Source organism: Glycomyces endophyticus (assembly GCF_039531525.1).
Taxonomy (GTDB): domain Bacteria; phylum Actinomycetota; class Actinomycetes; order Mycobacteriales; family Micromonosporaceae; genus Glycomyces; species Glycomyces endophyticus.
Genome location: NZ_BAAAQF010000022.1, coordinates 208,031 through 220,428, shown reverse-complemented (window position 1 = coordinate 220,428; position 12,398 = coordinate 208,031). Strand labels below are relative to the sequence as shown.

The window sequence follows — 12,398 nt, the reverse complement described above, 5'->3', positions numbered from 1 at the left end:
CGTGGCGCCGCGCCGCGCTCCTCGCCGGGGCCCTGACCGTGCGGGCCGGGGCCGGGCACGGGCCCGACCCGGTCGCGCTGGCGGTCGCCGCCGCACTGGACGCGCCGCGGCCTCCGCGGCTGCCGGTCCTGGCCCGCGATCTCGGGTGCTCCGAGCGGCACCTGCGCCGGCGTGTGGCGGACGCGGCCGGGTACGGGCCCAAGACGCTGGAGCAGATCCTGCGCTACCGCCGCGCCGTCGACGCGGCGGGGGAGCGGCCGGTGTGGGCGCGGGTCGCGGCCGAGGCCGGGTACGCCGACCAGGCGCACCTGTCCCGCGAGGTGCGCCGCTGGTCCGGCCGGCCCCCGACCGGCTGAGCAGCGGACCCGCCGGCCCGGCACGACCGGCGCCGGTCCCGGGCATACGAGGCGCGGGACCGGCGCCGGTCGTCGAGTGTGCCGGTGAGCGGTCGCGGGTGGAATCGCCGCCGCCGGCGCGGCGGGCCGCTCGCAAGGGCCTGGTTCGCCGCGGGCCGGACACGGACTCCCCAGGCCGCCGCTCGTCAGGCCCGGCCCTCCCATGCCCGCAGCGGGCCGCTCGCAAGGGCCTGGTTCGCCGCGGGCCGGACACGGACTCCCCAGGCCGCCGCTCGTCAGGCCCGGCCCTCCCATGCCCGCAGCGTCCGCAGCGCCGCGACCGTGAACCCGGGCCGGGCCTGCTGCTCGATGCCGGGGTGCCAGCGCCGGTAGTGGATCGGCCAGCCGCCGTCCTCGGCCTGCTCGGCCGCCCGCGCGTCCAGGGCCGCCCGCATCTCCGCGCCCGTGAACCACGCCGCGCCCGGGCTGTCCGGGCGCGGCGCGAAGTCGCACGCCAGGTGGTGCTCGCCCGGTGCGTACCCCGGCGGCACCGCGGCGGCGGTGTCGGCGGGGTCCAGGAGCACCAGGCCCGCGCGCACGATCGCCCCGATGCGCTCGGCCGAGCGGTCCGCCCACATCCGGTCCGGCTCGGACTCCAGGAACGCACTCACACTGAACACCTCGTACGGGTGCGTCGCCTCCAACGCGTCGATGCGGCCGCGGCACCACGCCGTCGCGGCCTCCAGCCACGGGTGCGCGACGCCGGCGCCGCGCAGGAGCCCGACCGTGCGGGCGGTCGTCAGCAGGCCCCCCTGGTCCTGCGGCGTGGGCGCCACCCACGGCGGGCGCGGGTACGCCGCGATCGACGCCAGCAGGTCCGGCACGCCCCCGCCCGGCGCCGCGTGCCGCGCCATCCACTCGCACACCGCGACCCCCGTCGACTCGTCGAGCGCCCCGGCCTCGGCGAGGATCTCGACCGCGCCCATCGCCGACAGCGGCTGCGCGGCCGGGCCCTTCACGTCCGGTTCGATCCCGTACGCGAACCCGCCCTCCGGCGTCCGGTGCGCCAGGACCGCCGCCCGCACCGCTCCCGCACTGCCCGCGCCCGTCACCGCCTCCAGGCGCCGCTGGTCGAGTACGCCGCCGGTGCGCCACACGAACTCGGCCGCCCGGCGCTCCATGTCTTCACTGATCCGTTCCATGCCCGCCACGCTACGGCCGCCGACCCCGCCCGCGCTTGAACGAATCGGCCACGCATGGACGGCCCCGAATATCGGCTGCGGTTCAGGCCCGCGACACGTTCAATTCCCTCCACCGCCCACCTGCGCCTTTACGCTCCCCTCATGAGAGTCGCACTGGTCACCGAGTCCTTCCCGCCGCAGATCAACGGCGTCGCCCGCTCCGTCGCGCGGGCCGCGGCCCACCTCGCCTCCCGCGGCATCGAACCGGTCGTCATCGCCCCCGCCCCCGGGCCCGGGCCCCGCCCCGTCTTCGACTGGCCCGTGCACCACGTGCCCTCGGTGCGCCTGCCCGCCTACCGGCACTTCCGCGCCGGGCTCGCCACCCGTGCGCTCGACGACGCGCTCGACGCCCACCGCCCCGACGTCGTCCACCTCGCCAGCCCCTTCGGGTACACCGCGCGTGCCGCCGCCTGGGCCGAGCGCCGCGGCGTCCCCGCCGTCGCCGTCTGGCAGACCGACCTGCCCGCCTACACCCGCGCCTACCACCTCACCGCGTTCGAGCAGCTGGTGTGGAAGCGCCTCAAGTCCATCCACTCCCGCGCCGCGGTCAACCTCGCCCTCTCCGAGTGCACCGCCCGCAACCTCACCGACCAGGGCATCGGCAACGTCGCCGTCCTCCCGCACGGCGTCGACACCGCCCGCTTCCACCCCGACTTTCGCGACCGCACCCTCCACGACGCCCTCACCCCCGACGGCGAACTCCTCGTCGGCTACGTCGGCCGCCTCGCCCGCGAGAAGCAGCTCCACTGGCTCGCCGACGTCGCCGCCCTCCCCGGCGTCCGCCTCGTCATCGCCGGCGACGGCCCCCGCCGCCGCGCCCTCGAACGCCTCCTGCCCCAGGCCTCGTTCCTCGGCGCCCTCCACGGCGAAGACCTCTCCCGCCTCTACGCCTCCCTCGACCTGTTCGTCCACACCGGACCGTTCGAGACGTTCGGCCAGACCATCCAGGAAGCCCACGCCTCCGGCGTCGCCGTCCTCGCCGTCGACGCCGGCGGCGCCCCCGAACTCGTCGACCCCGGCGTCGACGGCACCCACTTCCCGCCCGCCGACCCCGCCGCGCTGGCCGCCCTCGTCGCCTCCCTCGCCGGCCGCCGCGACGTCCTGCGCCAATGGGGCCGCCGCGGTCGCCTCAAGGTCCGCGGCCGCACCTGGGAAGCCGAAGGCGACGCCCTCATCGAGCACTACGGACGGGCACTCGCGCTGGGGCCGGCGCGCGCCTCCCGCCAAGCCGTCCCCACGGCTTGACGTACGACAGGACCGTCGCCCCCAGGTAGATCGACGACGACACGATCGGACCCGCGACCACCCCCGAGTCCACCGCCTGCACCCGGTCCGGGTCCACCAGCGCGGCGAGCTCGCCCAGCCCCGGCAGGAGCGCGAACACCGTCGCCGCATACGCCCCGACCGTCAGCACGAGCTTGGTGAGCACCCACTTGTGCGAGGGCCCCCACCGCGTCCCGAACATCAGGACCAGACCGGTCGCGATCGCGACCGCCCCGATCGGCAGCGCCATGGTCGACGCCAGCGCGTCCATCGCGGTCCCGGCCGCGAACTGCTCGCCCGCGTCCGACGCGGTCAGCGCCCGCACCGCCAGCACCAGCAGGCACAGGCTCAACCCCAGCCAGGCGACCGACGAGGCGACATGGGCGACGATGAAGAACCGGTAGGCCGGTCGGCGCAGCTTTCTCATACGCTCCACCATCGCCGCCCCCGCCCGGGCCGCACATCCACGCGCGAACGTATCCGCCCCTACGCCCCCGCGCTGAGACCCGCCTAGATCGGCTCCACCGACACCGCCCGCGTGTCCCGCCGCGCCCACCGCAACCCCACCAGCGGGAACACCAGCACCGACACCATCGCCGCCCCCACCATCGCCGCGGCCACCGCCGCCGACACCAGACCCCGCTCCGCCGCCGTCGACGACGCGATCACCACGATCGGCAGCTGCGTCGCCGCGAACGCCGCCAGCGCCCCCCGCTCACCACCCGACAGCGCACCGCGCACCGCCACCCACGTCACCACGCCCCGCACCACCGCGAACGCCCCCAAGAACACCGGGATCAACGCCAACGCCACCGGCGACCCCAGCAACTCGTCCAGATCGAACGTCACCCCCGTGTACACGAAGAACACCGGCACCACCGCCCCGAACCCGATCCCGTCCAGCTTCGACTGCACCAGCTTCTCCTCACGCTCGTCCAGCGCCGACAGCAGCACCTGCATGCACACCCCCGCCGCGAACGCCCCCAACGCGATGTCCACCCCGACCTCCGCCGCCAGCAGCACCGCCGCCAGCAGCACCAGCACCGACAACCGCACCGCCAACTGCGCACTCGTGCCCAGCGTCGCCGACAACAGCCGCCCCACCCGCTCCGACCGCCGCAGCGACCCCAGCGCCGCCGCCGCGACCGCCAACCCGACCAAAGCGATCACCAGCGTCGTCTTCCCCGAATGCACCCCCTCCGAGAAGAACAGCGCCAGCAGCGCGATCGGCGCGAACTCGCCCACCGCCCCCACCGCCATCAGATGCGGCCCCACCGGACCCGCCAGCAGCCCCGAATCCCGCGCGATCGGCAGAATCGTCCCCAACGCCGTCGAACACAGCCCGATCGCCAGGATCAGCACCGCCGCACCCGCACCCGCCGCCCACAACGCCCCGGCCGCCAACCCGAACGACACCAGCCACCCCGCCGACGCCGACACGATCGGCCGCCCCCGCACCGCCCGGAAGTCCACCTCGTACCCCGCCAGGAAGAACAGCATCGCCAACCCCAACTGCGACACCGTCTCCAGCAGCACCCCCGTCTGCACCAGCCCCAGCACCTGCGGCCCGATCACCACCCCCAGCACGATCTCCACGACCACACTCGGCAACCGCACCCACCGCTCCACCCGGTCCACCAGCAGCGGCGCCGCCACCGCGGCCACCGCCAGCACCACCAGCTGCACCGACAACCCGTCCATGTCCACGACCGGCAGCCTAAGCCCCGAAACCCCCCACCACCCCCCGATCGGGGCCTAACCCCACCACCGATCGGGGGAGCAGCGACACTACCGACCGGTAACCACCGGACGTAGCCTCGAACCATGGCACTGGCACCCGCGTACACCGACCCCAAACCCCGCCTCCGCGGCTGGCTCCACCTCGCCGCCTTCCCCATCGCACTCCTCGCCGGACTCACCCTCATCGCCACCGCCCCCACCCTCCCCGGCCGCCTCACCACCGCCGTCTACGTCGCCGCCTCAGCCGCCCTCTTCGGCATCTCCGCCCTCTACCACCGCACCGACCTCTCCCAACGCGCCACCGCCGTCCTCAAACGACTCGACCACGCCAACATCTACCTCATCATCGCCGGCACCTACACACCCATCGCCGTCCTCGCCCTCCACGGCACCCCCCGCACCGCCCTCCTCACCGTCATCTGGACCGGCGCCGCACTCGGCGTCGCCTTCCGCATCCTCTGGCACGGCGCCCCCCGCTGGCTCTACACCGTCCTCTACATCGTCCTCGGCTGGTCCGCCGCCTTCGTCATCCCCCAACTCGCCACCGGCGCCGGCACCACCGCCACCACCCTCATATTCACCGGCGGCATCCTCTACACCATCGGCGGCATCGTCTACGCCGCCAAACGACCCAACCCCTCCACCCGCTGGTTCGGCTTCCACGAGGTCTTCCACGCCCTCACCATCGCCGCCTACACCGCCCAGTTCACCGCCGTCGCGCTCATCGTCCAAGCCGCCTGACCGATACCATTGCGGCACACCCCCTCCACGAAGGGAACGCCGCCATGAGCGACCGCCAGCCCAGAGGCATCGACCGCGCCATCCAGGAAGCCGAAGCCCGCGGCGACTTCACCGACCTCCCCGGCGCCGGCAAACCCCTCCCCGGCATCGGCGCCCCCCTCCACGACGACTGGTGGCTCCGCCAGCAGGCCACCCGCGAGCACATCGGCCTCGACGCCCTCCCGCCCGCCCTCCGCCTCGCCAAAGAACGCGAAGACCTCCCCGCCCGCCTCGACGCGCTGGCGGACGAGGCCGCGGTGCGGGCGGCGGTGGAGGAGCTGAACGTGCGCATCCGCAAGGCGCTGATCGGCCCGGTGGACGGGCCGCCGCTGCGGTTCGGGCTCATCGACGCCGACGAGGCGGTCGCGGCCTGGCGCTCGCGCCGGTAGCGGCGCGCACCACACCCGCTTGACAGTGTCTAGTTCTCGGCGCATCCTTAACTTGACACTGTCAAGACCGGCTCGCGCCGCCCCACCGAAGGCACGCCCATGGCACCCATCATCACGCTCACCGCCGCCACGCTCCTGGCCCGCCTCACCGGGCTCCTCGGCTTCGACGCCCTCGACGACTGGCAGCTGTGCCTGCGCATCGGCCTCGCCGCGATGTTCGCCCTCACCGGCGCGGTGCACTTTGTGCCGAAGTTCCGCGACGACATGGTTCGCATGATCCCCGAGCGCCTGCCCGCGCCCGCCCTCCTCGTCGCCGCCACCGGCGTCCTCGAGCTCGCCGGCGCCGCCGGGCTCCTCGTCCCCGCGACCGCGACCGCCGCCGCGGTCTGCCTCGCGCTCCTGCTCGTGGCCATGTTCCCGGCGAACTACTCCGCCGCCCGGCGCGGCGTCCCCCTCGCCGGCAAGCCCGCCACGCCGCTCGGCATCCGCACCGCCGAGCAGGTCCTCTTCATCGGCCTGTGCGTGCTCGCGGCCCTCTGACGGGCCCGGGCGAGGAGACGACGAAGGCCCGGACCCCCACCGGGTCCGGGCCGTGCCCACACCTATAACGCTACCGCGCGCCCCAGCGTCAGATACGCGAACCCGAGCACACCGCGGTGACCCCGCAGCCACCAGGCACGATGCGCGTCAGCGGCCGCTCGGATCTCCGCGGCCCGCGGATCGCCGGGGTGCTGCTGCAACCAGACCTCCTTGTCCGCCAGGAACTCGGACTCGAAGTCGTCCCATTCGGACTGCTCGATGGACTCGACGCGCAAGGGCCGCAACCCGACCTCCACGGCGGCGTCCACCAGGTCCGGCAGGAGCGGGAAGTCCCCGGCCCCGGTGCCCGGCCACATCGCCGCCAGCTGCGCCTCCGTCGGCACCCGCTCCCACACGCCGTCGCCGAACACCAGGCGCCCGCCCGGCTTCACCAGGGGGTACAGGGCCGCGATCGCCTCCGGGCCGGTCCCGAACGCGTGCGCCGCCCCGATGCAGATCACCAGGTCGGCCGGTTCGGTCCAGTCCGACCCCTGGTACTCCACGAACTCGACCCGGTCGGCGATCCCGCGCCGGGCCGCCCCGGCGCGGCCCCGCTCCAGCAGCTCCACGTCCGAGTCGATCCCCACCGCCCGCGCGCCGGGGACCCGCTCGGTCACCCGCTGGAGCAGCTCGCCCCACCCGCACCCGATGTCGAGGATCGTCTCCGGCGCGACCGCCGCGCACTCCTCGACCTGCCGGTCGAAGCGCCACGCGGCGATGGGGGAGTTGCAGTCCAGATGGCCGTACCGCGACGGCCCGTCATGAGAAGTCATCGCCGGGACCGTACCAGCGATCGCCGCCCCGGTCGACCGGATAACCTCACCCGCATGATCACCGTGCACGCGTACCTCTGGGCGCAGCCCGACCGCCTCGACGCCTACCGCGAGGGCCTGCGCGCGCTCCAGGCCTCCACCCTCGCCAACGACGCCGGCTGCCTCGCCTACCACTTCTGGGAGAGCGTCACCGAACCCGGCGCGTTCGTCTGCGTCGAAGCCTGGACCGACCGCGCCGCGCTCCAAGCCCACCTCGACGCGCCCCACCACCGGGCCGGCTCCGCCGCCCTCGACGCCCACCGCGCCCGCCCCGCCGACGTCCGCATCTACGAATCCGACCCCATCAACCTCTGATGTCACACCCGGATGCCACACTCGCACCCATGACCGACCTCAAGACCACCCTCCAGCGGTACCTCCAGGGCGCCCGCGAAGCCCTCCTGTGGAAGCTCGACGGCCTGGGGGAGTACGACCTCCGCCGCCCGCTCACCCCCACCGGCACCAACCTCCTCGGCCTCGTCAAGCACTCCGCCGCCACCGACGCCGAGTACTTCGGGGTCGTCTTCGACCGGCCCTTCCCCGACCCGCCCGCCTGGTTCGCCCTCGTCGAGTCCGTCCCCAACATCGAGATGTGGGCGACCGCCGACGAGACCACCGCCGACATCACCGGCCTCTACCGGCGCGTCTGGGACCACTCCAACGCCACCGTCGACGCCCTCGACATCGACGCCGCCGGCACCGTCCCCTGGTGGCCCGCCGACCGCAACACCGTCACCCTCGGCGAAATCCTCGTCCACATGACCGCCGAGACCAACCGCCACGCCGGGCACGCCGACATCGTCCGCGAGACCATCGACGGCGCCGCAGGCCTGAACGAGCGCAACTCCAACCTCCCGCCCGCCGACCAGTACGACTGGCCCGCCTACCGCGACCAGGTCGAGCAGGCCGCCCGCACCGCCGCCGGCGAGTAGGGGCGCCGACGCGGCGCACTCCCCGCGCCGAGCCGGTGCCCGGCGGCACGCCCACGTCGCCGACGAATCCGAGGGCGAGATCCCTGCCGCGGCCGGGTCAGCCGCTGCCGAGCACCGGTTCCAGGTAGGCACCCAGGGCCCGTTTCACCTCGGCCGCGACCTTCGGCAGGGCCTCCTCGCTCGCGCCGATGACCATCGGCAGCAGGCCCCTGAACATGTGGATCGCGACCTCGACCGCCAGCCGCCGCTCGTCGTCCGGCAGGTCGGGGACCCGCGCCGCGAACAGCCCGTCGAGGCGGTCGAACATCAGCCGCTGCGCGGGGCGCTTGGCCGCCGCCAGCTCCTCGGTCACGCCCGGATCCGCCAGCAGCGCATGGAATCCCGGGTTCGCCCGGTCGAACGCGATGATGGGGTCCACCACGCGGTCGAGCAGCGCGGGCAGCGGCAGCCCGGCCGCGTCTGGCCCCGACGCGGCCCCCTGCGCCTCCTGCAGCCGCGCGACGTAGCGGGCCATGAGGGCCTCGGCGATCTCCTGCTTGTTCGTGAAGAACTGGTACAGCGTGCCCGGCGACGCCCCCGCGCGCGCCGCGATCGCGTTGGTGCTCGCCCTCGTGAAGCCCTGCTCGGCGAAGACCGCCGCGGCCGCGTCCAGCAGTTCGGCCATGCGCTTCTCACCCCGGGCCTGCCGCTTCCTGGCGGGCTTGGCCGTGTCCTCGGTCACCGGACTCCCTTCCACCTTGCTAATACGAGTCATCGCTCGTATTTTTAATGCGAGCGCTCACTCGTATTCTCAGTCTACGCCGGTCGGGAGACCCCATGACCTCCACCGCTCCGCCGCGCGAGGCCACGCCGATGCACCGCCTCGGCCGCCTCGCCTCCAACCGCAGCGGCACCATCCTCGTCACCGCCCTGCTCCTCCTCATCGCCGCGGGCCTCATCGGCTCCGGCACCATGAACGCCCTCGTCCTCTCCCGCTTCGAAGCCCCCGGCTCCGAAGCGATCACCGCCGGCGAGACCCTCGACCGCGAATTCGGCGCCGGCTCCGCCAACCTCCTCCTCCTGGTCACCGCCGCCGACGGCGACGTCGACTCCGCCGCCAGCACCGCCGCGGGAGCCGCCCTCGCCGCCGAACTCGCCGAGACCGACCACGTGCGCACCGTCCAGTCCTACTGGGACGCACGCTCGCCCACCCTGCGCAGCGAGGACGGCACCCAGGCCCTCGTGGCCGCCTACCTCCCCGGCGACGCCACCGTCGTCCGCGAGGAGATCCTCCCGCAGCTGAAAGCGGACTTCACCCGCACCGGCACCCACATCGACGTCGCGGTCGGCGGCTCCGACGAGCTCTTCCGCGAAGCCGCCCAACTCGCCCGCGAGGACTTCCTGCTCGCCGAGGCCATCGTCATCCCCGGCCTGCTCGTCCTCCTCATCGCCCTCTACCGGCGACCGGTCGCCGCGCTCCTCACCATCGGAGTCGGGCTCTTCGCGCTCGCCCTCTCCCTGGCCGCCATGCGCGCCGTCGCCGCCGCCACCGAGGTCTCCACGTTCGCCGCGAACCTCATCCTCGTGATGAGCATCGGCCTCGCCGTCGACTACTGCCTGTTCATCGTCAGCCGCTTCCGCGAGGAGTCGGCACGGCACGACCGCGCCGAAGCGCTCGCCCGCACGGTCGCCAGCGCCGGCCGCACCGTCGTCTACTCCGCCGTCACCGTCGCCGCGAGCCTCTCGGTGCTGCTGCTCATGCCCTTCCCGTTCCTGCGCTCCTTCGGATACGCCGGGATCGTGGTGCCCCTCGCCGCGGTCATCGGCGCCGTCCTGGTCCTCCCCGCCGCCCTCGCCCGCTGGGGCGACCGCGTCCTGCGCCCCCGCCCCGCCCGGCCCCTGGAGACCGGCCGGTGGTTCCGCCTGGCGACGGCGGTCATGCGCCGCCCCGTCCTGTGGGGCGCGGCCGCGCTCGTCCTGGTCGGCGTCCTCGCCTCCCCGCTCGCCGGCGTCCGCTTCGGCGTCCCCGACGAGCGGGTGCTCCCCGAGGACGCGCCCAGCCGCATCGTCTCCGACCAGATCTCCGCCGGCTTCGCCGCCGAGGAGAGCGACGCGCTGCTCCTCCACCTCGACGGCGCCGACGAGGCCGCGCTCGCCGCCTACGCCGCCGACCTCTCCGCAGTGGACGGCATCGCCCAGGTCGACTCGGCCGCCGGCCGCTTCGTCGACGGGCTCGCCGTCGCAGGCGGGGACAGGGGCCGCTTCGCCTGGAGCGGCGACGCGACCTGGCTCTCGGCCGTGCCCACCGTCGAGGCCATGCGCGCCGACCCCTACGCCATGGTCGGCCAGGTGCGGGCACTCGAAGCGCCCTTCGACGTCGCCGTCTCGGGCTACCCCGCCGACCTCGCCGACTTCCGCGACGCCCTGCTCGACCGGCTCCCGCTCGTCCTCGGCCTCATCGTCCTGGTCACCTTCACGATCCTCTTCCTCATGACCGGCAGCCTCATCGCACCGGTCAAGGCCACCGTCCTCAACGCGCTGTCGCTGTCGGTCATGTTCGGGGCGCTCGTGTGGGTCTTCCAGGACGGCCACCTGTCCGGCCTCATCGGGTTCACCCCGCAGGGCTCGTTCGAACCGAGCATCCCGATCCTCATGTTCTGCATCGCCTACGGCCTGTCGATGGACTACGAGGTGTTCATGCTCTCGCGCATCAAGGAGGAGCACGACCGCACCGGCGACCGCACCGCCTCGATCGCCGTGGGACTCCAGCGCTCGGCGCCGCTCGTCACCGCCGCGGCCCTGGTCCTGGCCTTCACGTTCGCGGTCTACGCGACCGGCGACGTGGTCTTCCTCCAGATGCTCGGCGTCGGCATGGCACTCGCGGTCGTCGTGGACGCCACGGTGATCCGCGGTGTCCTGCTGCCCGCGCTCATGCGCCTGACCGGCCGCGCCAACTGGTGGGCGCCCGCACCTCTGCGGCGACTCCACGACCGCATCGGCCTCCGCGACTAGGACACGCAGCACGGGGCCCGGCGAACACCGGGCCCCGAACCAGACAAACCACCCACGCACCGACGCGGGGGAGTACTACTCCGTCACGCGCTCCCCACCCGACCGCGCCTCACTCGAACGCGCCCCGTCCGACCGTGCCCCGTTCCGCGCCTCCGCCGCGACCGCCCGCTCGCGCCACGACCCCGCCTCACCACGCGACTCCGCCAGCGCCGCCTCGGCCGCCTCCAGCCGCGACGCCAGCACCCGCTGATCCGCCACCGCACCCGCGAACTCGCCCTGCAACCGCGACAGCGCCTCCGACCGCTCCACCGCCGCCGCCGACGCGTGCTCCGCGTCCCGGCGCGCCACCGCCAGCTCCGCGAGCAGCGACTCCACCCGCGACCGCTCACCGTCGCGCTCCACCATCACCGCCGACACCCGCGCCTCGGCCCGCTCCAGCGCCGCCTCACCGGCCCGCAGCGCCTCCGCCGCCTCCGCGGCCACCGCATCCGCCCGCGTCCGCGCCGACTCCGCCTCGCCACGCGCCTGCACCGCCACCAGCTCGGCCTCCTCACGGGCCGCCACCGCCGCGTCCCGCTCCACGACCGCGCCCGCGGCCGCCGTCCGCGCCACCGCCGCCTCCTCGACAGCCGCATCGCGATCCGCCACCGCCGCCGCGGCCTCGGCCAGTGCCCGGCCCGCCTCCTCGCGGGCGGCCTCGGCCTCCCGCACCGCCGACACCCGCGCCGCCACGGCCTCCTTCGCCCGCGCCTCACCCGCGGCCGCCACCGCCGACACCCGCTCGACCTCCGCCAGCGCGCCCGCGACCTCCTCGCGCAGCGCACCCGCCCGGGCCGCGACCTCGTCGCGCTCGGCCCGCGCCGCCGCCACCGCACCGGCCGCGTCCGACCGCACCTCCGCGATCCGCGCCTCGACCTCCGCCGGGTCCGTCTCCGCCCGCAGCGCCTCCGCCAGCGGGGCCAGCGCCGACGACATCGACTGCTCGATCTGCTCGTACAGCTCCTCGGCCCGCGCCAGCGCGCCCTCCAGTCCCGGCGTCGACCGGCGCAGCTCGCGCTGGCGCTTGGCCTGGGAGGCGCAGTCGCCGTCGGCGCAGTACAGGCGCGGGCGGCCGCGGCCGGGCTGCTGCGGGATCGGCGTCCCGCACCGCTTGCACAGCGTCACGAGCTTCGGGTTGGTCTGGGCGGTGGCATCTGTTTTCGTCATGCCCACATCCTAACATTATTTATTTCCGGTATTGATATTTAAATAATAGAAAAACAGGCGTGTCTCCCCCGGATGCATAACTCACGAGAAGTGCCGTTCCCGCAAGTTATGAATGTGGCGGCCCTGTGAC

General features: G+C 74.1%; 14 protein-coding genes. 8 read left to right on the top strand and 6 right to left on the bottom strand.

All coding sequences use genetic code 11. The features are described 5' to 3' along the window. Positions 1-356, top strand: a 356-nt coding sequence (locus ABD419_RS21745; RefSeq protein WP_344491079.1) for a helix-turn-helix domain-containing protein, incomplete at its 5' end; no start/stop codon positions are given. 275 nt (positions 357-631) lie between these two features. On the opposite strand, the gene ABD419_RS21740 is transcribed toward ABD419_RS21745, so the two are convergent. Further along, complete coding sequence (locus ABD419_RS21740; protein WP_344491076.1) at positions 632-1,537, bottom strand: hypothetical protein; 906 nt, start codon at positions 1,535-1,537, stop codon at positions 632-634. 141 nt (positions 1,538-1,678) lie between these two features. Here ABD419_RS21740 and ABD419_RS21735 point away from each other — a divergent pair, with 141 nt between their 5' ends. Next, positions 1,679-2,821, top strand: coding sequence for a glycosyltransferase (locus ABD419_RS21735; protein ID WP_344491073.1), 1,143 nt, complete (start codon positions 1,679-1,681; stop codon positions 2,819-2,821). On the opposite strand, the gene ABD419_RS21730 is transcribed toward ABD419_RS21735, so the two are convergent. Together ABD419_RS21730 and ABD419_RS21725 are read right to left on the bottom strand one after the other, a co-directional pair. After that, positions 2,748-3,266: a DUF2269 domain-containing protein gene (locus tag ABD419_RS21730; protein ID WP_344491070.1), complete on the bottom strand. Its 519-nt coding sequence runs from the start codon at positions 3,264-3,266 to the stop codon at positions 2,748-2,750. The two genes, ABD419_RS21735 and ABD419_RS21730, sit on opposite strands and share 74 nt — an antisense overlap. Positions 3,267-3,349: 83 nt before the next feature. Then, the gene (locus tag ABD419_RS21725) at positions 3,350-4,540 is read right to left on the bottom strand and encodes a cation:proton antiporter (RefSeq protein ID WP_344491100.1); all 1,191 of its coding nucleotides are present in this window, start codon (positions 4,538-4,540) and stop codon (positions 3,350-3,352) included. Between the two features lie 123 nt (positions 4,541-4,663). Here ABD419_RS21725 and trhA point away from each other — a divergent pair, with 123 nt between their 5' ends. The 3 genes from trhA to ABD419_RS21710 all read left to right on the top strand — a co-directional run bounded on the left by trhA (position 4,664) and on the right by ABD419_RS21710 (position 6,288). Then, the gene (gene trhA / locus ABD419_RS21720; protein ID WP_344491068.1) at positions 4,664-5,320 is read left to right on the top strand and encodes a PAQR family membrane homeostasis protein TrhA; all 657 of its coding nucleotides are present in this window, start codon (positions 4,664-4,666) and stop codon (positions 5,318-5,320) included. A 44-nt stretch (positions 5,321-5,364) separates the two neighbouring features. Next, positions 5,365-5,748, top strand: a complete 384-nt coding sequence (locus tag ABD419_RS21715) for a DnaJ family domain-containing protein (RefSeq protein WP_344491065.1) — start codon at positions 5,365-5,367, stop codon at positions 5,746-5,748. A 99-nt stretch (positions 5,749-5,847) separates the two neighbouring features. Continuing rightward, the gene (locus ABD419_RS21710) at positions 5,848-6,288 is read left to right on the top strand and encodes a DoxX family protein (protein ID WP_344491063.1); all 441 of its coding nucleotides are present in this window, start codon (positions 5,848-5,850) and stop codon (positions 6,286-6,288) included. Between the two features lie 62 nt (positions 6,289-6,350). Here ABD419_RS21710 and ABD419_RS21705 read toward each other — a convergent pair whose 3' ends face one another. Further along, complete coding sequence (locus ABD419_RS21705; protein WP_344491060.1) at positions 6,351-7,100, bottom strand: SAM-dependent methyltransferase; 750 nt, start codon at positions 7,098-7,100, stop codon at positions 6,351-6,353. A 54-nt stretch (positions 7,101-7,154) separates the two neighbouring features. Between ABD419_RS21705 and ABD419_RS21700 the strand changes: the two genes are divergently transcribed. Then, entirely contained in the window at positions 7,155-7,454 is a 300-nt protein-coding gene (locus ABD419_RS21700; protein ID WP_344491057.1) for a putative quinol monooxygenase, read from the top strand. Positions 7,455-7,483: 29 nt separating this feature from the next. Continuing rightward, positions 7,484-8,071: a DinB family protein gene (locus ABD419_RS21695; RefSeq protein ID WP_344491054.1), complete on the top strand. Its 588-nt coding sequence runs from the start codon at positions 7,484-7,486 to the stop codon at positions 8,069-8,071. A gap of 97 nt (positions 8,072-8,168) precedes the next feature. On the opposite strand, the gene ABD419_RS21690 is transcribed toward ABD419_RS21695, so the two are convergent. Then, the gene (locus ABD419_RS21690) at positions 8,169-8,792 is read right to left on the bottom strand and encodes a TetR/AcrR family transcriptional regulator (RefSeq protein WP_344491051.1); all 624 of its coding nucleotides are present in this window, start codon (positions 8,790-8,792) and stop codon (positions 8,169-8,171) included. Positions 8,793-8,887: 95 nt separating this feature from the next. On the opposite strand from ABD419_RS21690, the gene ABD419_RS21685 reads away from it, so the two are divergent. Continuing rightward, positions 8,888-11,062: an MMPL family transporter gene (locus ABD419_RS21685; protein WP_344491048.1), complete on the top strand. Its 2,175-nt coding sequence runs from the start codon at positions 8,888-8,890 to the stop codon at positions 11,060-11,062. A gap of 75 nt (positions 11,063-11,137) precedes the next feature. Here ABD419_RS21685 and ABD419_RS21680 read toward each other — a convergent pair whose 3' ends face one another. Then, positions 11,138-12,274 carry a coiled-coil domain-containing protein gene (locus ABD419_RS21680; RefSeq protein WP_344491045.1) on the bottom strand — a complete coding sequence of 379 codons (1,137 nt, stop codon included), beginning with the start codon at positions 12,272-12,274 and terminating at the stop codon, positions 11,138-11,140. Positions 12,275-12,398 lie beyond the last annotated feature (124 nt).

Coding starts and splice junctions, on each gene's coding strand:
- ABD419_RS21695 (WP_344491054.1), top strand. CDS start 7,484: ATGACCGACCTCAAGACCACCCTCCAGCGGTACCTCCAGGGCGCCCGC.
- ABD419_RS21710 (WP_344491063.1), top strand. CDS start 5,848: ATGGCACCCATCATCACGCTCACCGCCGCCACGCTCCTGGCCCGCCTC.
- ABD419_RS21735 (WP_344491073.1), top strand. CDS start 1,679: ATGAGAGTCGCACTGGTCACCGAGTCCTTCCCGCCGCAGATCAACGGC.
- trhA (WP_344491068.1), top strand. CDS start 4,664: ATGGCACTGGCACCCGCGTACACCGACCCCAAACCCCGCCTCCGCGGC.
- ABD419_RS21730 (WP_344491070.1), bottom strand. CDS start 3,266: ATGAGAAAGCTGCGCCGACCGGCCTACCGGTTCTTCATCGTCGCCCAT.
- ABD419_RS21685 (WP_344491048.1), top strand. CDS start 8,888: ATGACCTCCACCGCTCCGCCGCGCGAGGCCACGCCGATGCACCGCCTC.
- ABD419_RS21725 (WP_344491100.1), bottom strand. CDS start 4,540: ATGGACGGGTTGTCGGTGCAGCTGGTGGTGCTGGCGGTGGCCGCGGTG.
- ABD419_RS21715 (WP_344491065.1), top strand. CDS start 5,365: ATGAGCGACCGCCAGCCCAGAGGCATCGACCGCGCCATCCAGGAAGCC.
- ABD419_RS21705 (WP_344491060.1), bottom strand. CDS start 7,100: ATGACTTCTCATGACGGGCCGTCGCGGTACGGCCATCTGGACTGCAAC.
- ABD419_RS21740 (WP_344491076.1), bottom strand. CDS start 1,537: ATGGAACGGATCAGTGAAGACATGGAGCGCCGGGCGGCCGAGTTCGTG.
- ABD419_RS21700 (WP_344491057.1), top strand. CDS start 7,155: ATGATCACCGTGCACGCGTACCTCTGGGCGCAGCCCGACCGCCTCGAC.